A 20,299-nucleotide genomic window follows, 5' to 3' on the forward strand; every position below is an offset into this window, starting at 1 on the left:
AGATAATGAAAGACGAAACGACCACTCGAAACAGCCAGCATCATGCCACGGTCTTCACGACGGAGGGCCTGCGTTTCGAGGTCGAGGGCAAGACCATTCTTCACCCGCTCGACATCAGCTTCAAGGCCGGCGAGATCTCAGGCCTGATCGGCCATAACGGCTCCGGCAAATCGACGCTGATCAAGCTGCTGGCCAGACAGATTCAGCCGACGGGAGGGCGTATCCTGTTCGATGGCGTTGCCGCCAGCTCCTACGATATGCGCGCATTTGCGCGCGCCGTCGCCTATCTGCCGCAGGACACCACCTCGGCGGCGGGCATGACCGTCGAGGAGCTTGTCGCCTGCGGACGCTACCCCTGGCATGGTGCGCTTGGGCGCTTCACCGATCTCGACCGAGAAAAGGTAGAGACTGCGATGAGGCTGACGCATGTCGACAGCCTGGCCGGCCGAATGGTGGACACGCTCTCCGGTGGCGAGCGCCAGCGCGTCTGGATCGCCATGCTGGTCGCCCAGGACAGCCGCTGCCTGCTGCTCGACGAACCGACATCGGCGCTCGACATCGCCCACCAGATGGAGATCCTCGGGCTGGTGCGCGAGCTTTGCCGGACGAAGGATCTAAGCGTCATCCTCGTCCTGCACGATATCAATGTCGCAGCCCACTTCTGCGACCATCTGCATGCGCTGAAGCAGGGGCGCCTCATTGCCGCCGGCCCGTCGCCGAGCCTCATGAAGGCCGAGACGCTCCACACGATCTACGGCACCAACATGGGCGTCACCGCCCATCCCGTGCACGGAACGCCGCTTGCCTATGTCATCTGAACTCAGCTTCGAGACCCTGATGCTCTCCCGCCGCACGCTTCTCGCCGCGGCAGCGCTTCTCGCCGTTCCGCAAGCGGCAATGTCTGCCGGCGCCATATCCGGTCCGATCGTTTCCCTGGACTATGGCCTTGCCTCGACGCTGCTCGCGCTCGGCGTCACGCCAGCCGCCATCGCTTCGCTTGCCGACTGGGATACGTGGGTCGTCGAGCCGAAGATGCCTGCTGGTGTTGTCGATCTCGGCACGACCAGCGAGATCAATCTCGAGGTCCTGGCAAGCGTCAAACCCGCCTTGATCCTGACAACACCCTACCTCGCTCCACTGAAGCCGCAACTGGAGGCGATTTCGCCGGTCATGGAGCTGACGATCTATGCCGAAGGCGGGCAAGCTTTGCCACGCTCCATCGAGGCCACGCGGCTGCTGGCCGATGCCATCGGCCGTCGGCGGCAGGCGGAGGACTTCCTTGCCCGGTCCGAGCAATTCTTCGACGACTGTGCGAACCGGGTAAAGAAGCTCAATCCGCCGCCGCTTGCTCTGATCAATTTCGTCGACCAGCGCCACGCCCGCATCTATTGCGGCGCGGGCCTCTATCAGAACGTCATGACCAGGATCGGCCTCAAGAATGCCTGGACCGGACCTGGCGACTACTGGGGTTTCGAAACGATCGGGCTGGAGCAACTCGCTACGCTCGATCAAAGCCTGCGCCTGATCGCCTTCGAGCCCCTGCTCCCGCCGAACGTCCTCGACAATCTGCAGGATAGCCCGTTGTGGACCAGCCTCCCCTTCGTGAGGGCCGGGCGCGTATCCGTGCTGCCGGGCACCTTGATGTTCGGCATGGTGCAGGAAGCGGAGCGCTTCGCGCGCACCCTGCTCAATCATCTGGAAAAATTCGCATGATCCGCACCGAAGCCAACAATACCCTCGGTGCTCCCGCCGTGGCTCTGACGCTGTTCGCGATCGCCGGCCTCCTCGCCTGGCATCAGCTGGCCCCGGACCTCTCGCGCCTGTTCGCACCGGAAGCCGGTTACGATCCTCAGCGGTTGCTGCTGCTCTATTCAACGCTGCCGAGGATCGCCACCGCATTGCTGGCTGGCGCCGCGCTTTCGCTGTCGGGAAGCCTGTTGCAGCAGGTGCTGCGCAATCCGCTAGCCTCGCCCTCGACGCTCGGCATTTCTGCAGGCGCCAATCTCGCCCTCGTTGCCGTCATGCTCGCCTTTCCCGCTCTTCAGGGTCTCAGCCGCGACGCCGTTGCCCTGTTCGGCAGTGCTGCGGCCGCGGCAGTCGTTTTCCTGATCGGTGCAAGACGCGGCTTCTCGCCCTTGGCACTCGTGCTGTCGGGCTTGATCGTCGGCGTCTGGAGCGGCGCATTGGCCGCCATTCTCGTGCTGATGAATGATCGCTATCTCTCCGGCCTCTTCATCTGGGGGGCTGGATCGCTCGCGCAGCAGAGCTGGACCATTCCGCTTTCCCTGCTCCCGAAAATCGCTGTACTCTCTGTCGCGGCCTTGCTGATGGCGCGACCGCTAGCACTGATGGAGCTTGGCGACAGCGGCGCAAGCGGACTTGGCATGTCAGTGAAGCGCACCCGCATCGTGGCGGTCTGCATTGCGATTGCGCTTGCCGCCATCGTCACCAGCGCGGTCGGCGTCATCGGCTTCATCGGCCTGATCGCGCCACGCGTCGCCCAGCTTGCCGGTGCTCGCCACATGAAGAGCCAGCTTATCTGGTCGCCACTCATCGGCGCTGGATTGCTGCTTCTGACGGATGAGGCCTTGGTGCTGCTTTCCGGAGCCTCCTCGACGTTTCTTCCGACCGGCGCCATCACAGCATTGCTCGGCGCTCCGTTGCTGCTTCTGATGCTGCCGCGTTTGAAGACAGCGCAGCGCAGCGCGCCGAACCTCTCCCAGGATGCGAACCACGCTCTGCGCACGCCGCGAGCACTCTTGCTGGTCTCGATCCCCGCGCTCGTCCTTCTCTTGGCCGCAGCGGTGTTCTTCGGACGCGCCCCGGATGGGACATGGACGTTCCTTGACTATCTCCGTTGGCCGGATGTGCTGCCTTACCGCCTGCCGCGCATTGCCGGCGCTTTCGCCGCCGGCGCGACGCTGGGTGTCGTTGGCGCGATCCTGCAACGGCTCAGCGGCAATGAGATGGCAAGCCCGGAGGTCCTGGGCATTTCGGCCGGCGCCACCCTCGGCGTCACCGCCGCGCTCTTCCTTCTGCCCGCTCCCGGTGTGGCCGCGCAATTGGGCTTCGGCGGTCTAGGCGCTTTCGCCGTCCTCATCGCCATCTTCCTGTTCGGCATCCGATCCGGCTTTGCGCCGGAGCGGGTGCTTTTGACGGGTATCGCGCTCGGAGCCATGCTGGATGCCTTCATCAGCGTGCTTGCCGCGAGCGGCGATCCGCGCGCGATGATCGTAATGCAATGGATGAGTGGATCGACTTATCTTATTGATGTATCGAAAGCAATTTCCGCTACAATGGCTGCGGCGACCGGCATTGCGCTGGCATTTTTGGCCTATCGCTGGCTCGATCTGCTGCCGCTTGGCCCGCAGGCAGCGCAGGCAATCGGCATTCGCGTCAATTTCGCCCGTGCCTGCCTGTTTGCGCTGGCCGCCACCATGACCGCCGCGGCCACCCTCGTCGTCGGCCCCTTGAGCTTCATTGGCCTGATGGGTCCGCATCTGGCCCGCGAACTCGGCCTGCGCCGGGCGGCTCCGCAGCTTGCCGGCGCAGCGCTTGCCGGCGCCGGCCTCATGGTACTGGCGGACTGGTTCGGCCGAATGATCGCCTTTCCCTACCAGATGCCTGCCGGCCTGGTCTCGGCCCTTGTCGGCGCACCGCTGCTGCTCATATTGCTAATGAAGCGGCCCAGAACGGCATAGTGGTGAGAGGTGGCGGTTGACATTCGCGGGCGTCCCTTCGGCAGCCATATGTGCAGCGAACGGAATGCTTGCTTCTCGAAGGCGGGCAGATTGCCTGCGGTGTGCAGGACGGCTTTCTGAGCTAAGTTCAAGTCAGGACTTCCGCGTGGATCAAACGCGATCCAGGAACTCAAGCACGCGACTGGTAAGCAGTGCCGTGGCATCCGCATCATAGGACGGGAGCGAGCTGTCGGCGAAGTAGTGCTGATCCCCGCGATACAGGAAAAGCTCCGCGTCCTCGACCTTCTCCACAATCTCGCGTGCGGCATCGATATCGCCCTCGTCGACGAAGATCGGGTCGTTTTCCATGCCGTGAATCTGGACCGGGACGCCGGCCGGCCAAGGTCCGAAGGCCCATTCGCCACTGATCGGCAGACAAGAATGGAAGAAGAGGGCTCCGCGAGCTCCGGGCCGTGTCTGCGCCAATTTCTGCGCCGGCAACACACCGAACGAAAACCCGGCATAGACGAGCTCGGCAGGCAGTTCGTCGGCGACGCGAACGCCGCGTTCCCGCATATCGTCGAATCCGATCTCACCGATATAGGCGAGCCCCTCTTCGATACTCTGGAATCTGCGACCATCGAACAGATCCGGCGTGTGCACGATGTGGCCGGCGGAGCGCAAGTTATCAGCAAACGCGCGCACACCTGGGGTCAACCCCTGCACATGATGGAACAACAAGACCTCGGCCATACGGAGCCTCCAGACGGGATGGTCGGGTGCATTGTCTGCGACGCTACAGCGTCATCGCCGCTCGAGCAAGGATGCGGACACGTTATGGAAGTCGCGTGGGCGATCCCGGGAGTTGCCGTGAAGATTCGGCTCCAAATAGCCTTGCTGAAGAGACGGCCGGTCCAGGCTGACGAAAAGCAGGAGAGACGAAAGGAAGCCGTGCCCTCGCTCGAAAGACGGGGCCATCGGGAAAACGGGCGCCGATCGATGTTCGGCGCCCGTAAAGGACTTACCAGCGATACTTCAATGACGCCGTGATGTTGCGGCCCTGTCCGAGATAGCAATAACCAGCGTTGCAAACCGTGTCGCGACGATTGGCGATGTTGCGGATGTCGAAGGATGCCGTCAGGCCCTTGTACTTCTTGTCGATCGCACCGAAGTCGTAAGAGGCCGCTGCGTCCAGATAGATGCTCGCATCGTTCTTGGCGGTGTTGCCCGTGCTTGTGTAGTTTTCGCCGGTATAACGGATGCCGGCTCCGACCGTCAGTCCGTTGGCAGCCGAATCTTCCTGGAAGGTATAATTCGACCAGAGGCTGGCGATGTTCTTCGGTGTTACGGCAGGCGCGTTGCCGACATTGTCGCCGCCGGTAATTTCCGAGTGGTTGTAGGAATAGGATGCGATCACATCCCAGCCATCGGTGATATTCGCCCTGGCCTCCAGCTCGATACCTTTATTGGTCACCTCGCCGAGTGACTCGTAGACGAGGGCCACCGGATCGACGAGAACGGGCTTGTTCTTTTCCACGAGGTGATAGGCGACGGCGGACAGCAGAATGTCGGTGCCCGGCGGCTGATATTTCACGCCGAGCTCATATTGATCGCCCTTTGTGGGATCGAGGATACTGCCGGAGGCCGATCGCTGGGTGACCGGATTGAAAGATGTCGAATAGCTGGCGAATGGCGCGATCCCGTTATCGAAGAGATAGAGAGCACCGGCCTGGTAGGAAAATGCATTCTTGTTGAGACTGTCGTTCGTGGTCGTATCGGTGGAGACAATCGTGGTGTCGGTCGACTGCTTGACCCAGGTCTGACGCCCGCCGAGCGTGAAGCGCCACTTATCCAGTTCGATCTGATCAAGCGCATAGGCGCCGAACTGCTGCAGGCTGGCATTCACCCGGCTGTAGTTATAGGGCGGCGTCGGGCCGGATACGCCGTATTTCGGATTGTCGATATCGAAATCGTAGGCTGGGCTGGTCGTCGCATCCATCCCATAGGCGAAGGAATCGCTCATACGGGTATAGTCGAGGCCGAACAGCATGGTGTGAGCGGCAGGACCGGTATCGAACTTGGATTCCAGCTGGTTGTCGACCTGGAAGACATTCATCCTGTCGCCGATCGCGGTCGCGCTACGTTGGGCGACGTCTCCGACCCAGTCGATGGTGCTGAGATAGCGCGCCTTCAGATCCAGATGGGAGAAGCGGAGGTTCTGGCGGAAAGTGAAGCCGCCATCGAACTCGTGCTCGAACTGATAGCCGACCTGCTGCTGCTTGGTCCTTTGATAGTCATAATCCGGATCGCTGTCGCGAAAATCGAGGACGTTGCCGTCGGGGCCGATCATTGCACCGACATTGGCATCGGTCTCGGTGGACTGCGCCGAGCCGTAGACCGTAAATTTCGTCGCGTCGTCAGGCTTCCAGGTGAAGGATGGCTGGATCAGATAGCGGTCGTCGGCAATATCGAAATTGGTATCGCCCTTTCGTGCCAGACCGACAATCCGATACAGCATGCTGTCATCGTCTTGATTGACCCGACCGCCGAAATCGAACATCGTCTGGGCGCGGTCCGATGTTCCATAGAGAGCGCCGACCTCCCTGATCGTCTCATCCGTTGGCAGCTTCGATATCATATTGACGATGCCGCCCGGAGAGCCTGCACCATAAAGCACCGATACCGGGCCCTTGATCACCTCTACCCGCTCGAGCGCGTAGGGATCGGTGCGGAACATCGCGTAATTCATGTAGGGCAGCCGCAGCCCGTCGAGATAACTACCGTCGGTCGTGATGTCGTTACCGCGGATGATGATCTGATCGAAGCGCGGATCGAAGCCATAGGCGCCGGTCTGGACGCCGGCGGAATAGCGCACCGCCTCGGTGATGTCCTGCGCGCCACGCTCATCCAGCTCTTTCCTGGTCACGACCGAAACGGATCGCGGAGTCTCGATCAGGGGCGTATTGATCTTGGTGGCGCCCTGGCTCTTCTTTGCCGCGACCGTCGTGTTGTCGCTTGCATCACTCGACTGACCACTGACGATGATCGGTGCGAGCTGGGTCGCATTTCCGTTATTCGCGTTCGCCGCAGCGTCCTGCGCGACGGCGTTTCCACTCAAGGCAAACATTGTGGCAAGGGCGGTAGCGCCACTTGCGAGATAGATTCTCTTACGTGTCAAATTATTGATATAATTATACGATCCCTGCTTCATAGTCCCGTTTCGCCTACCCGTTTCTGAAAAAGATGGCGCAAATTAGTTCGCAGGTGCAGCCGGCGTCAATAATACATGAGTAGGATAGTCATATTTTTTGTTGAATTCCGCTTTCATGTTGCAGAATGGCCCCGTTGATCGCGCGGCGCGGCGCAGCTCACAACCAAAAATTACCTTCGACGAAGCATTTGGGCTGCTTGTCAGATCAGACTCTCCATAATATGAGAAATTTCATCATCTTTTCGAAATTCAGCGCCGCTAATTCGGACGCTCCACATTATCGGTCAGCCGGAGAGGCCATGTCCCACCCCTCATCAGAAAATGCCGCTGTCATGCCGGCGCCGGTCACCCTTGCCGGCTGCACGTTCGCTGATCTGAAGTTTGACAATGCCGATCAGCCGCACAGGATCTTTATCTACCGCCCGGACAAGCCGGCGCCAGCGGAAGGATGGCCTATCCTCTATCTGACCGATGGCAACGCCTGCTTTGCGACCGCCGTCGATGCGCTGAAAGTGCAGGCGAGCTATCCCAATGGGACCGATGTTGCAGACGGCGTGATCGTCGCCATCGGCTATCCGACCGACGAACCCTATGATCCGCTACGCCGCTCCTGGGATCTCAGCCCGCCGCCTGGGCGCGTCTATCCACCGTTCTACCCAGACACGCCTGATGTCCGGACCGGCGGCGGCGAGCGCTTCCTGACGCTCATCGAAGATGAGCTCAAGCCGTGGATAGAGCAGCAAGCCCCTATCGACCGCTCGCGCCAGACACTCTTCGGCCATTCGTTCGGCGGCCTGTTCACGCTCTATGCGCTATTTACGAAACCGGACGCCTTCAGCCGCTGGATTTCGGCGAGCCCGGCGATCTACTGGGAGGAATCGGCAATTCTTTCAATGGAAAGCGAATTCCTGGAAGGGCATAAAGAGCCTCTCGATATGGAGCTTCATCTTTCCGCCGGGCAATACGAGGGCGAGATACTCGCGCCCTTCCACAAGGGTACCGCCGAAGAGCAGAAGCGGCAGGAACGGGCCAAGGAAACGCGCACGATAGAACTTGCCCGCGACCTAGCGCAGAGATGGGCCAAACTGGCGTCGTCCACAGGAACCGTAACCTTTGAAGAATATGCCGGAGAGAACCACATGTCGGTTCTACCAGTTGCGCTGAACCGGGCCGTGCAGATCGCGCTACGAAGAAAGAAATAGATTTCAAATTCATAGGCTTGCTGCCAAAAGTTGCAGCTCGCTATTCGGCTACGTATCGCTCTTCGTGTATTCAGCGCGATGGAGCGCATTCGGCATGGGTTTCTGGTCCTTTCCGGAGCGCCAATCGGCCAAGATTAACCCTTGGTTAACCATAATCACCTTTATTTGCTATAGTGAATACAAAGGCTTGATTCCAAAGACCGTCGCGCAATTTGCCGATGAATGTGAACACTCACGATTGCCGCGATCCCAAGAGATGCATTTTTCAAAGACGATAGCGTTGATAATATTGGCCTGCCTCGGCGCTGGTTGCACAACAACCGGCCAGGTTCGGCAATCGATCGGCGTGGAAACGGTCACGAGCGACAAGGCGTTGGCCTTTCCGCCTCCCGGTGGACCGGCGATCATCAATATAGTCGAGCGCAGGCGTGCCAAGGATGTCGAGCAGACGATCGCGCTCTCCACATCGTCTTCCGTCTCTGGCCAAAACTTCCTCAAGGTTCAGTTTCTCGGTATAACAGGCTCGAACCCCGGGCTCGGGAGCAGACCTTTCAATACGATCAGCGACAGCGCGATCGCTCGCGAAATGGCAGCCGCGGTGCCAGGCGTGCGCCTCGCCCGCTCGGCGACCATCGTGCAGAACAACTATGGCCCCTTCGGCTATGCCGCGGGCCAGAGCCGGGCCGGCGATACCTGCCTTTATGCCTGGCAGCAGGTGAAGGCCGGTTTTGCGCCACCGCAGGAGCAGCGCAATTTCGGCACGGTGCAGGTGCGCATCCGGCTCTGCGACGCTCATGCGACGGAGCGCCAGCTCTTGAGCACGGTCTATGGCTATACGATCGCCGGCCACTTCGCCGGCGCGGCGCTGAACCCTTTCGGCGCGCCGCGCGGCGCTGATGCCGTTCTCGGCAAGCCCGGCGAGCTGGTCTATCCCGACGCCGCGCCTTATCGCACCGCACCGATCAGCATCGGATATCAGAACCACCCCGCCGTGACGCGCCCTGCCGTCATTCGCCGGCCGGCCGTTGTGCAGCCTCAGCCGCAGGCAGCGCCCGCTTTGCCGCCGATGATCGGCCCGCGCGTGCCGCTGCCGGATGGGCAGACCGACCCGTCGCAAACAAACGGCGCAAGCTCGATAGCCGCGCCACCGCCGGCAAATACTGCAAGCAATATCATCGTGCCTTTACCGGACTGTAACGGAGCAACTGGCATATCTCAGGGGTGCCGCTAGCAAGCGGGACTGCTTGGGGGCGCCAGGATGGCGTCTGGCAATACCTTTGAAGGGACACCGATGCACACTGCACGCAGCATCTTGATATGGGCCGTGATAGCGCTATGCGGGATCGTGCTGATCACCTTGCCGGTCAACCTTCAAACGCAGCTGATCGCCAGCACCGTGGTCGTCACCATGATGGCGATCATCAAGATCCTCAAGCGTCAAGGCACCTGGCGGCTGGTCGCGCTTGCCTTCGGTACCGCCATCGTGCTGCGCTATGTCTATTGGCGCACATCCTACACGATACCGCCGGTCAACCAGCTGGAAAACTTCATTCCCGGCCTGCTGCTCTACCTTGCCGAAATGTACAACGTGGCGATGCTGATGCTCAGCCTCTTCATCGTCGCCACTCCGCTGCCATCACGCACGACGCGCGCCGCCGCGACCAAGCACTTCCCGACGGTCGATGTCTTCGTGCCATCCTACAACGAAGACACCAATCTTCTTGCCAATACGCTCGCTTCGGCCAAGGCGATGGACTATCCGGCCGACAAGCTCAAGGTCTGGCTGCTTGACGATGGCGGCACTGCACAGAAGCGCAATTCTACCAAAGTTCTGGAATCGCAGGCCGCAATCGCCCGCCATGACGAGCTCAAGCAGCTCTGCGCCGACCTCGACGTCGAATATCTGACGCGTGAGCGCAATGAACATGCCAAGGCCGGCAACCTCAACAACGGGCTCGAGCATTCGACCGGCGAGCTGATTGCTGTCTTCGATGCCGACCATGCGCCTGCGCGCGATTTCCTGCGCGAGACCGTCGGCTATTTCGAGGATGATCCGAAGCTCTTTCTCGTCCAGACCCCGCACTTCTTCATCAATCCGGACCCGCTGGAGCGCAATCTGCGCACCTTCGACAGCATGCCGAGCGAGAACGAAATGTTCTACGGCATCATCCAGCGCGGCCTGGACAAGTGGAACGCCGCCTTCTTCTGCGGTTCGGCCGCCGTGCTCAGCCGCAAGGCGCTGGAATCGCAAAATGGCTTCAGCGGCATCAGCATCACGGAAGACTGCGAAACCGCGCTTGCGCTTCATGGAGCCGGCTGGAACAGCATCTATGTCGACAAGCCGCTGATTGCCGGCCTGCAGCCGGCGACCTTTGCAAGCTTCATCGGCCAGCGCAGCCGCTGGGCGCAGGGCATGATGCAGATCCTGCGTTTTCGCTTTCCGCTCCTGAAGCGCGGCCTGACGCTGCCGCAGCGCCTCTGCTACATGTCGTCCACTCTATTCTGGCTGTTTCCGTTTCCGCGCGTCATCTTCCTGTTTGCGCCGCTCTTCTATCTCTTCTTCGATCTCGAGATTTTCACGGCATCGGGCAGCGAGTTCCTCGCCTATACGCTCGCCTATATGCTCGTAAACCTGATGATGCAGAACTATCTCTATGGATCGTTCCGTTGGCCATGGATTTCCGAGCTCTACGAATATGTCCAGACGGTGCACCTGTTGCCAGCCGTCGTCTCGGTCATGCTCAATCCCCGCAAGCCGACCTTCAAGGTCACCGCCAAGGACGAGTCGATCGCCGTCAGCCGCCTTTCGGAAATCAGCCGCCCGTTCTTCGTCATCTTCGCCGTGCAGGTCATTGCGCTGGCGGTCACCATATACCGTATCTATGCGGAGCCATACAAAGCCGACGTCACGCTTGTCGTCGGCGGCTGGAACATCATCAACCTGGTCCTGTCCGGCTGTGCGCTCGGCGTCGTCTCCGAACGCGGAGAGCGGGCCTCCTCGCGGCGCGTCAGGGTCGATCGGCGCAGCGAGTTCGGGACCGACGGCCGGTGGAATTCCGCGTCCATCGAGGACGTTTCCGTCCATGGCGCCAGGTTGAACGTCTTTAACAAGGACCTGGAGCCGGTGAAGGTCGGCTCGGAAGGCACTATACGCTTCCAATCCTATAGCGGCGCCGACATGGTGACGTTGTCGGTCGTCATTCGCAACGTCGAGCAGATGGGAGACATCACCGCTATCGGCTGTCAATATATTCCGAAGGGTGCCGCCGACCATCGACTGATTGCCGATCTCGTCTTCGCCAACTCCGATCAATGGACGAAATTCCAGCAGGCGCGGCGGCGCAATCCGGGCATCATCCGCGGAACCTTCTGGTTCCTGAGCATGTCGCTCTACCAGACCAGCCGCGGCCTGATCTATCTGTTCAGGGGTGTGGGCTCGGATCGGACGCAGCAACGGCAGGATGCGAAGGCGAAAAGCTGATGATCCGCATCCTCCCTGCCCTCATGCTTCTCCTTGGCGCTGTTGCCGCGCAGGCGCAGACGACGCCTTTCGACATGTCCGGCGAGCGCCCGAAAGGCGAAGCGCCGGCGGTGCCGCAGATCATCGCCCCGCAGACGACAACACCACAGGCAGAGCCCCCGAAAGAGACGGTGCCTCCGGTCGCCGTTCCCCAAACCAGCATACCGCAGACCGCGGCTCCTCAGGTTACGCCGCCTCTCGTCATAGCCCCGCCGGCAGTCACGCCGCAAACGGCGGCGCCGCAGGCCGTAACACCCGTCACTCCCGCTCAGGCAATGCCTCAAGTCGCGCCGAACGCCAAGCAAGCGGCCGCCGCCACATCCGCTTTCCGTCGCTATGTCGTTCCCTTTGCAAAGTTGCGACTGGAAGGTGAAGCCGATCGCAAGTCCTGGTCGATCTATCTGACGCCCGAGCAGGCATCGTCGCCCGCAAAATTCAGCTTCGCCTATCAGAATGCAGTGGTCGTCGCTCCCGAGGCATCACAGCTCACCGTCCTCCTCAATGACCGCGTGGTGCATCAGCAGCCGATCGGCTCGTCCGACAACGAGTCCGATGTCAGTTTCGACGTGCCACGCGGGCTCCTGCAACCCGGTGCCAATCTGCTGACCTTCGAGGCGACGCAACGGCACCGCGTCGACTGCGACATTCCGTCGACCTACGAGCTCTGGTCGGACATCGATCCCGCAAGAACCTATCTGAGCTTCGCCGGCCGAGAGGCGGAGAAACTGTCGACGACCGACGCGATCCGCGCGATCGGCATCGATGGCGTCGGCAAGACGCAATTCAATCTGGTTGTGCCGGCACTCGCGCAACCGGGGACGACGAAGCCGATCCTGCGTCTTGCGCAGGGTCTGGCGCTGCTCAGTGGCATGCCGAATGAAACCTTTTCGTTCGACACGGATGCCCTCCCCGCGCCTGGTCCTGGCAAAATGACCGTCGTCGTCGGCACGCCGGCAGAACTTCAGCCCGTCTTTAGCGTTCCGGCCTCGGCGCAAAATGGGGCGCTGGCGACATTCGCGACAGACCCGCGCAGCGGCCAACAGCTTCTGCTGATCAGCGGACCATCCTGGCAGGCGATCTCGTCGGCGATCGACATGGTGGTCTCACCGACCGACCGCGACCCCGATACCCGCCGCGATCTGCTGGTGACGCAGCGATGGTCCGCACCGGATGCGCCGCTGATCTACTCCAACACCAGCCTTTCCTTCGAGCAGCTCGGCGTCAGGACGACGGAGTTCTCCGGACGGCGTTTCCATACCAGCTTCAACGTGGCAATCCCGTCCGATTTCTATGCGAATGCCTATGGCGAGGCCACCATTCTGCTTGACGCCGCCTATGCCAAGGACGTGCGGCCGGGCAGTCACATCGACGTCTATGTCAATGGCAGTATCGCTACCACCAAGCCGATCACGGTCACCGGAGGCGGCATCTTCCGCCAACTGCCCATCCGCATCACCATGCGGCATTTCAAGCCGGGCCTGAACACGATCACGCTTGAAGCCTTGTTGCTGGCGGATGAGGATTCCACCTGCGCACCTGCCGCGACATCAAGCACGACGCCTCGCTTCGCCTTGTTCGATACGAGCCAGCTCCGTGTCCCGGATTTCGCAAGGGTCGCGCAGCGACCCAACCTTGCCGCACTTGCCGGCACCGGTTACCCCTACAATCGCCAGACCGAGGCGACTGCGCTCTTCATCGATCGTGCGGATGCCGACACGTTGTCTGCGACCGCGACGCTGCTCGGCCAGATGGCGCTCGTCGCCGGCCACCCGATCGCTTTGGAACCAATCGCCTCGCCAAGTACCGTCGGCACCCGCAATGCGCTGTTCATCGGCTCCGTCTCGCAACTGCCGTCGACGATCTTCACGCAAATGAACATCTCCGCCTCCAGCCAGGTGGCCTGGCGCCCGCCGGCGCCTGGCCAAGGCGGCACGCCCGAGGCTTCCGTGACGATTGCCGATTGGCGCTCCCGCATCAGCGGCGGAATGCTGCAGGGGCAGATGGAGAGCTTCCAGCAATGGATGCACCGCAATTTCGATATCACCTTGAGCTCGCTCCGCTTCATCCCCGGTTCGGAGCAGGTGTTCACGCCGTCAAATGCCAACAGCTTCCTGATCGCCCAAGAGGCCAATCCGACCAATGACGCAACCTGGACCGTTGTCACTTCTCCCAGCGCCGGAGATCTGCGCGCCGGCATTGAGGCAATGACGGCACAGAACACCTGGTCGCAGATCAGTGGTCGCATCACGGTCTATTCGGGCAAGACCGGAAAAATCGATACAGTGCCCGTCAGCCGGTTCAGCTTTGTCGTCTCCCAGCCCTGGTCGCTGACAAACTATCGGCTGATTGCCGCAAACTGGCTTTCCAGCAACATATTGTCCTACGCCTTCCTGTTCGTCGTCGGCTCCTTCCTGCTCGGCGTCAGCACGGCCAGCGTTCTTTCCAAGATCGGCAGGCGCGAATGAAAATCCGGCGCCTTGTTGTTGCAATCTGCAGCGCTGCCATCCTGGCGGCGACGCCGGCTGCCGCGCAACGCGCGCCAATCGACGCCCAAGCCTGGACTGCCTACAAGGCGAAATTCCTCGATACGAACGGACGCATCATCGACAACGGCAACGGCGGCATCAGCCACAGCGAAGGACAAGGCTACGGTATGCTGCTCGCCTATCTTGCCAATAATCCTGCCGATTTCGAACAGATCTGGTATTTTACCCGCACCGAACTCCTGCTGCGCGACGACGGCCTTGCCGTCTGGAAATGGGACCCGGCCGCCACGCCGCATGTGGCCGACACCAACAACGCCTCGGACGGCGATCTCCTCATTGCCTATGCGCTGGCGCTGGCTGGATCGGCCTGGAACAAGAAGGATTATCTGCAGGCGGCTGCGAGCATGGCCAAGGCGATCCTTTCCCGTGTCGTCATCAATTCAGGGGGACGGACGCTGCTCATTCCCGGCGTCGACGGCTATCGGATGCCGGAGCGCAAGGATGGACCGATCATCAACCCATCCTATTGGGTCTTCGAGGCGTTACCGGTCATGGCACTGCTGGTGCCTTCCGATCGCTGGCAGAAATTGAGCGACGACGGCCTTGCCCTGCTGCGCTCCTTGCAATTTGGACCGCGCAGGCTTCCGGCCGATTGGGTGAGCCTGAAGGCCAAACCGGAGCCTGCCGACGGCTTCGAGGCGGAATTCGGCTATAATGCCGTTAGAATCCCGCTTTACCTGGCGCGCGCCGGCATCGATGACAAAGCGCTGCTCGCGCGTCTGCAGCAAGGCATGACGGTCGAGGGAGATGAGCCGGCGACGATCGATCTGGCGACCGGTAAACCGAAGGACCTGCTTCCGGACCCCGGTTATAGAATTGTTAACGATGTTGTGGCGTGTGTGGTGGGCGGAACGAAACTGCCCGCTTCGGTTCAGCAGTTCGCGCCATCGCTTTACTATCCGGCCACCTTGCAACTGTTGAGCCTGGCTTTCGTCACGGAGAAACATCCGGAGTGTTTATAAAGTCCACCTTGATCATGGCTTTCATGGCCGTCGCCGTGGCGGGGTTTACGCTCGCGACGAAGGATCACGATTCGCCCGAAGACAAGATCAAGCTGGCAAAGTCCGCACGCCTCGAACCGCAGACCATGCTTGCCGCGGATGCCGGCTCGCCTGGCTTATCCGGACAGCCGGTCGACCTGCAGGCGCTTGCTGACCATATACAGGCGACCGCGCCGTCTGCAGTCCTCTCTGACACCCCGGATCAGCCGCCGGCAAACACGGCGGCGTCCGATTCGATGGCACAGGCCGCACCGCAGCAGGCGCAGCCACAATCGACCCAGCCACCTTCGTCACAGCAGACAAGCACAACAGCAGCGGCCAACAACCAGCCGAAGGTCGATGAAAGCGCGCTGCGCTATTTCGCCAGCCGCGGCGACAAGGCGCGGCTCCAGGCGGAAATTTCGCGGTTGCAGGCTCTCTATCCGAATTGGACGCCGCCAGCCGACCCGCTGGCCATTCCGCAAAACAGCGACAAGCAGCTCGAAGCCATGTGGCAGCTTTATTCGGAGGGCCGCTATGCCGAGGTGCGCAAGGCCATTGCCGATCGCCAGGCAGCGGAAGCCGGCTGGCAGCCGCCTGCCGATCTCCTGGAGCGTCTGGATATCGCCGAGGCACGCACGCGGCTCGTCAACGCTTCCGACCTGAAGCAATATCAGACTGTGATCGATATCGGCGCCAGGACGCCCAGTCTGCTGACCTGCAGCGACATCGACGTCCTCTGGCGCGTCGCGGAAGCCTTCATCCGTACCGACCGCGCGGCGCGCGGCCAGGACGCCTATAAATACATTCTGAGAACCTGCACCAATCCGCAGGAAAGACTGGCGACCGTCCAGAAGGCCTCGGCGCTGCTGCCCTATCAGCCGATGCAGGATCTTTTGGCGCTCGAAAGACCCGACGGCAATGGCGGGCGGGAGTTCGACAGCATAAGGATCGATCTGGCCCGTCGCTTCGTCGCGCAGGGCAATGACGATCCGAAGCTGACGGTCTCGCAGGACTATCTGTCTCAAGTCGAGCGTGTCGCCCGCAGTCAGGGCCTCGCATCCGACGATTCACTCCTCGGCTGGTACTATCTGCGCCGTGGCGATTATCCCGATGCCGAACAATGGTTCAAGGCCGCGCATGAGAAGGAAGATTCCGCCACGATCTCACAGGGTCTAGCTCTGGTTTTGATCGCCGATCGCAAGCCGCAGGAGGCCGAAGAGGCCATGTACAAATGGCGCAACGAATCCAAGGATGCGATGGCGACCTATCTCGCAGCGACCGCCAATCTTATGGCGCTGCAACCGCCGGCCAATCTGACTGAAGATGTACTCGGCCGTATCGCTGCGGAAGTCGTGAAGCAGAAATATGTTCCAACGGCCCAGCAGCTCGGATGGTTTGCACGCTCGATGAACCAGCCGCAGGCGGCAGCCCGCTGGTTCGAGACGGCTCTACGCTGGAAACCGGATGACGAGCCCTCCGCCTACGGCCTCGCCATTACGCGCAATCAGTTGAACGACCGCCAAGGCGTCGCCGAAGTCCAGCGGCTCTGGGCCGGCCGTTCGCAACGCATCGCCGTACTCGGTGAGCCGGCGCCGCGCACGCCGGTATCGGAACCATTGCCGTCGCCCAATCAAGTGCTACAGCCGGCGCCCCAGATCATACCCCAGACGGTGCCGCTGCAAGGCACGCCTCAAATTGCGCCGCCGATGGTTTCTCAAGTCGCACCTCAGCCTCCGGTAACGCAGCCCTACGTCAATACGCAAAGCCCAGTGCAACCGGTGGCGCCTGTCCGCCGCGCTCCCTCACCTGATTATGTCGAACCAGAGGCTCGCGCCCGAACGGCTAGCCGCTCTGGGCGGCAGCCGGCTGGATGCAAGACCACCGCGAATGCAGAGCTTTTGACACCTGCCAATGCGCTCTCCCGCGGCTGGTGCCTGATGAACCTCAACCGGCCAATGGAAGCGGTGGAAGCCTTTGGCGTCGCCTTGAACAACACGGATTCAAAGTCGCGCGAAGAGGCAGCCTACGGCCAAAGCCTCGCCTATCTACGGGCCGGCCTTGCCAACAATGCGGCTGTCTCCGCAACCAAGGCGCCGATGAGCCATCAGCGCGCTGCGGAACTGCAGGTGGCCATATTGAGCGATCGCGCGCTCTCCGCCTTCGACGGCAAACGCTATCACGAGACGCTGCTCTATCTCGACCAGCGCGCGCAACTGCAACAGGAGCGCGTCGACCTCATGGTGCTGCGCGGCTACTGCTACCTCAATCTCAAAATGTACGACGACGCCGAGCGCATCTTCACCGCCGTCGCCGCAACCGGCAACCGCGACGGCAGCCGTGGCTTGAGGGATCTGCAGCTTACTTTGCATCCCCCGAAGGGGGAAAATTAAGGCTGGCCCCCCGCGGAGGCAGCATCGTTCTGCATCTCCGCAAACGCCTGGAGGCGCAATTTTTCAGCCTGCGCATTTCTGAGAAGAAGAGAACTTCATCAGCGATGTTGAACGCGCTTGACGCATCTTCCATCGAATGATTGTCTATTGCTAGCAATAGACAATCATTCAGACATATGGAATTTTTCATGTCCGCCGTTTCGCCCGTCATCCTCCTTAATCCCATCGACGATGTCGCGGTCGCGCGTGCGATGATCCGCGCCGGAAGCCCAACCGGTATTGACGGTTTGATCGCTGCAGATCAGATCCCGCGTGGCCACAAGGTGGCGGTGCGCGACATCCAGGCGGGCCAGGAGATCCGCAAATTCGGCCAGCCGATCGGCGTTGCGACGCAGTTCATTCCGGCTGGCGGCCATGTCCATCTGCAGAATCTGGCGGTGATCGAATCCGAGCATCCCTACCAGTTCAGCGTCGATATCGAAGAAGCCGGGATGTTACCTCAAGAAGACTGTCGGACCTTCATGGGCTTCGATCGCGGCGCCGGCGGCGTCGGCACCCGAAATTTCATCGGCATCATCACGACGGTCAACTGTTCAGCGACCGTCTCGAAATACATCGCCGAGCATTTCAACCGCTCCGGCGGCCTGGATGGCTTCGACAATGTCGATGGCGTCGTCGCCCTCACCCATGGCGGCGGCTGCGCCATCAACACTCAGTCCGAAGGCTATCGCTATCTGGCGCGAACCCTCCAGGGTTATGCCCGGCATCCGAATTTCGGCGGCATCCTGATGGTCGGCCTTGGCTGCGAAACCAATCAGATCGCGCCCATTCTCGAGCACTACAAGCTTGAGGAAGGAAACCGGCTGCGCACCATGACGATCCAGGATCTCGGCGGCACCCGCAAGACGATTGCGGCCGCATCCGAAATGATCAGCGACATGCTGCCGGAGGTCAATTCCGCCAAGCGCACCGTTCAGCCGCTCTCGGGGATCAAGCTCGCTCTGGAATGCGGCGGCTCCGACGGCTATTCGGGGATTTCTGCCAATCCGGCGCTCGGCTATGCCTCCGATCTTCTGGTGCGCAATGGCGGTACGTCGGTTCTGGCGGAAACGCCGGAGATCTATGGTGCGGAACACCTGCTGACCCGCCGCGCAGTGACCCCTGCGGTTGCGGAAAAACTGCTCTCCAGGATCGATTGGTGGCGTGACTATACCCGCCGCAACGGCGCCGAACTCAACAACAACCCCTCCTATGGCAACAAGCTTGGTGGATTGACGACCATCCTGGAGAAGTCGCTCGGCGCGGTCGCCAAGGGCGGCTCCATGCCGCTGAAGGCCGTTTACGAATATTCGGAAATCGTCGACGAGCCCGGTTTCGTCTTCATGGATACGCCCGGCTATGATCCTGTCGCCGTCACCGGTCAGGTCGCCGGCGGCTGCAATGTGATCTGCTTCACGACAGGCAGAGGCTCCGTCTCCGGCTTCAAGCCGGCGCCCTGCGTCAAGATCGCCACCAACACCGAGATGTACAACCATATGCGCGAGGACATGGACATCAACTGCGGCGATATCGTCAGCGGGGACGATACGATCGAAGCAGCCGGCGAGCGGATCTTCGAGGAAATCATCGCGGTCGCCTCCGGCAAGAAGACGCTGAGCGAGACCTTCGACTATGGCGACAATGAATTTGTTCCCTGGCAGGTCGGTGCCATCACCTGACGCCATCTCGCGCTAGATGATAAAGCTGTATTCGTCCGGCAGGTAGTGCTCTCGAATATAGGCGGCGCGCGCCTGCACATTGGGCTGCGAATTGCTGATGTGATCGCGCATCGCTTTTCGCAGTCCCTCTTCATCACGTCTTTGCACCATCCTGAACACACCAATGTGCTCGGCGAGAAACGGCTCATAGTCCGGCATCTTGATGCGGCTGCCGACGACATGCTTGCTGAGCGTGAGGATGCAGTGGGTCCGCTTCAGGATACTCAGGAACTCCTTGTTCGGGCAGGACTGCAGGCTACGTTGATGAAGGTCGAGTTCCAGCTCGTACATGGTCGAGGCCGAGACATCGGGATAATCAGCAAGTGCCTGCGAGAGGCGCTCGAGCATCGTGTCGACATGCTCATTGGAAAGTCCGCCCAAGCCACTTGAAAGCGCCACCGGCTCGATCTGCTCGCGCACCTCATAGAGATCGCGAATGCGCTGGGCATCCAGCGGCACGATCGACCAGCGAAAATTGTCATCTTTCTCCGTGATGCCAAGTGTCTCGAGCTTCAGCAAGACATCGCGCGCCACCCCGCGCCCGACGCCGAAATGGCGTGCCAACTCGTTTTCATTGATACGATAGCGGCCGAAGAAGGAGCGGTAGACGACGATGCTCTCGACATCCTCATAGAGCGCCTGCCAGGCAAACATCGTCCTGTCGCCGTCTTCATCAAATAATTTGCCGAGATAGTCGCCAAGCTTGACCCGCTTCGGCGGCGTTCCCGTCGTTCCGACGACAAAGCCGCGACCATCGAAACGGGCGATGAGCCCATCATCGAACAATAATTGCAGCGCCTGGCGAACCGGCGCCCGGCTGCTGCCGACCAAATCGGCAAGGGCAGCCTCGGTGAGAACAAGCCCTTCCGGCACGGTTCCTCTCGTGATTTCCGCCTTCAGCCGGCCGTGAAGCTCTTCATAGAGGCTTGTCTTGCGCGGGCCGCCTGTGTCCAATCGTGATACGCTCATGCCATCCTGTGTTCCGCTGCAAAGGCTGACGCCTCAATCAG

The 20,299-nt window shown here is 61.0% G+C and carries 13 protein-coding genes; 10 read left to right on the forward strand and 3 right to left on the reverse strand.

From position 1 onward, the window contains the following. Positions 1–5: 5 nt before the first annotated feature. The 3 genes from ACIQWP_RS27120 to fhuB are packed head-to-tail and all read left to right on the forward strand — an operon-like array spanning position 6 to position 3,701. The gene (locus ACIQWP_RS27120; RefSeq protein ID WP_402794198.1) at positions 6–818 is read left to right on the forward strand and encodes an ATP-binding cassette domain-containing protein; all 813 of its coding nucleotides are present in this window, start codon (positions 6–8) and stop codon (positions 816–818) included. Beyond that, on the forward strand, positions 808–1,713 hold the full coding sequence (locus ACIQWP_RS27125; RefSeq protein ID WP_402794201.1) for an iron-siderophore ABC transporter substrate-binding protein: 906 nt from the start codon (positions 808–810) through the stop codon (positions 1,711–1,713). The genes ACIQWP_RS27120 and ACIQWP_RS27125 overlap by 11 nt, the downstream gene beginning before the upstream one ends. Beyond that, positions 1,710–3,701, forward strand: a complete 1,992-nt coding sequence (gene fhuB / locus ACIQWP_RS27130; RefSeq protein WP_402794204.1) for a Fe(3+)-hydroxamate ABC transporter permease FhuB — start codon at positions 1,710–1,712, stop codon at positions 3,699–3,701. Before ACIQWP_RS27125 ends, fhuB begins: the two co-directional genes overlap by 4 nt. 150 nt (positions 3,702–3,851) lie before the next feature. Here the strand turns inward: fhuB and ACIQWP_RS27135 are convergent, their stop codons facing one another. After that, positions 3,852–4,433, reverse strand: a complete 582-nt coding sequence (locus tag ACIQWP_RS27135) for a dienelactone hydrolase family protein (RefSeq protein WP_402794207.1) — start codon at positions 4,431–4,433, stop codon at positions 3,852–3,854. A gap of 268 nt (positions 4,434–4,701) precedes the next feature. Next, entirely contained in the window at positions 4,702–6,891 is a 2,190-nt protein-coding gene (locus ACIQWP_RS27140; RefSeq protein WP_402794210.1) for a TonB-dependent siderophore receptor, read from the reverse strand. 299 nt (positions 6,892–7,190) lie between these two features. Here ACIQWP_RS27140 and ACIQWP_RS27145 point away from each other — a divergent pair, with 299 nt between their 5' ends. The 7 genes from ACIQWP_RS27145 to ACIQWP_RS27175 all read left to right on the forward strand — a co-directional run bounded on the left by ACIQWP_RS27145 (position 7,191) and on the right by ACIQWP_RS27175 (position 19,250). Further along, the gene (locus ACIQWP_RS27145) at positions 7,191–8,093 is read left to right on the forward strand and encodes an alpha/beta hydrolase (protein WP_402794528.1); all 903 of its coding nucleotides are present in this window, start codon (positions 7,191–7,193) and stop codon (positions 8,091–8,093) included. 256 nt (positions 8,094–8,349) lie between these two features. After that, on the forward strand, positions 8,350–9,324 hold the full coding sequence (bcsN, locus tag ACIQWP_RS27150) for a cellulose biosynthesis protein BcsN (RefSeq protein WP_402794212.1): 975 nt from the start codon (positions 8,350–8,352) through the stop codon (positions 9,322–9,324). Between the two features lie 60 nt (positions 9,325–9,384). After that, positions 9,385–11,574, forward strand: a complete 2,190-nt coding sequence (gene bcsA / locus ACIQWP_RS27155) for a UDP-forming cellulose synthase catalytic subunit (protein WP_402794215.1) — start codon at positions 9,385–9,387, stop codon at positions 11,572–11,574. Further along, on the forward strand, positions 11,574–14,078 hold the full coding sequence (locus tag ACIQWP_RS27160) for a cellulose biosynthesis cyclic di-GMP-binding regulatory protein BcsB (protein ID WP_402794218.1): 2,505 nt from the start codon (positions 11,574–11,576) through the stop codon (positions 14,076–14,078). The genes bcsA and ACIQWP_RS27160 overlap by 1 nt, the downstream gene beginning before the upstream one ends. Then, the gene (locus tag ACIQWP_RS27165; protein ID WP_402794221.1) at positions 14,075–15,121 is read left to right on the forward strand and encodes a glycosyl hydrolase family 8; all 1,047 of its coding nucleotides are present in this window, start codon (positions 14,075–14,077) and stop codon (positions 15,119–15,121) included. The genes ACIQWP_RS27160 and ACIQWP_RS27165 overlap by 4 nt, the downstream gene beginning before the upstream one ends. Further along, entirely contained in the window at positions 15,112–17,532 is a 2,421-nt protein-coding gene (locus tag ACIQWP_RS27170) for a cellulose synthase (RefSeq protein WP_402794223.1), read from the forward strand. The genes ACIQWP_RS27165 and ACIQWP_RS27170 overlap by 10 nt, the downstream gene beginning before the upstream one ends. A 188-nt stretch (positions 17,533–17,720) precedes the next feature. Further along, positions 17,721–19,250 (forward strand): UxaA family hydrolase, encoded by a 1,530-nt coding sequence (locus ACIQWP_RS27175; RefSeq protein WP_402794225.1) that lies wholly within the window; start codon positions 17,721–17,723, stop codon positions 19,248–19,250. A 12-nt stretch (positions 19,251–19,262) separates the two neighbouring features. On the opposite strand, the gene ACIQWP_RS27180 is transcribed toward ACIQWP_RS27175, so the two are convergent. Next, entirely contained in the window at positions 19,263–20,258 is a 996-nt protein-coding gene (locus tag ACIQWP_RS27180) for a GntR family transcriptional regulator (RefSeq protein WP_402794228.1), read from the reverse strand. Between the last annotated feature and the right edge of the window lie 41 nt (positions 20,259–20,299).

This window comes from Rhizobium sp. NPDC090279 (genome assembly GCF_044769665.1).
Taxonomy (GTDB): domain Bacteria; phylum Pseudomonadota; class Alphaproteobacteria; order Rhizobiales; family Rhizobiaceae; genus Rhizobium.

Excerpts from the sequence above, each read along its gene's own strand:
- bcsA (WP_402794215.1), top strand. The coding sequence starts at position 9,385 with ATGCACACTGCACGCAGCATCTTGATATGGGCCGTGATAGCGCTATGC.
- bcsN (WP_402794212.1), top strand. The coding sequence starts at position 8,350 with ATGCATTTTTCAAAGACGATAGCGTTGATAATATTGGCCTGCCTCGGC.
- ACIQWP_RS27140 (WP_402794210.1), bottom strand. The coding sequence starts at position 6,891 with ATGAAGCAGGGATCGTATAATTATATCAATAATTTGACACGTAAGAGA.
- ACIQWP_RS27120 (WP_402794198.1), top strand. The coding sequence starts at position 6 with ATGAAAGACGAAACGACCACTCGAAACAGCCAGCATCATGCCACGGTC.
- ACIQWP_RS27125 (WP_402794201.1), top strand. The coding sequence starts at position 808 with ATGTCATCTGAACTCAGCTTCGAGACCCTGATGCTCTCCCGCCGCACG.
- ACIQWP_RS27135 (WP_402794207.1), bottom strand. The coding sequence starts at position 4,433 with ATGGCCGAGGTCTTGTTGTTCCATCATGTGCAGGGGTTGACCCCAGGT.
- ACIQWP_RS27160 (WP_402794218.1), top strand. The coding sequence starts at position 11,574 with ATGATCCGCATCCTCCCTGCCCTCATGCTTCTCCTTGGCGCTGTTGCC.
- ACIQWP_RS27165 (WP_402794221.1), top strand. The coding sequence starts at position 14,075 with ATGAAAATCCGGCGCCTTGTTGTTGCAATCTGCAGCGCTGCCATCCTG.
- ACIQWP_RS27180 (WP_402794228.1), bottom strand. The coding sequence starts at position 20,258 with ATGAGCGTATCACGATTGGACACAGGCGGCCCGCGCAAGACAAGCCTC.
- ACIQWP_RS27175 (WP_402794225.1), top strand. The coding sequence starts at position 17,721 with ATGTCCGCCGTTTCGCCCGTCATCCTCCTTAATCCCATCGACGATGTC.
- fhuB (WP_402794204.1), top strand. The coding sequence starts at position 1,710 with ATGATCCGCACCGAAGCCAACAATACCCTCGGTGCTCCCGCCGTGGCT.
- ACIQWP_RS27145 (WP_402794528.1), top strand. The coding sequence starts at position 7,191 with ATGTCCCACCCCTCATCAGAAAATGCCGCTGTCATGCCGGCGCCGGTC.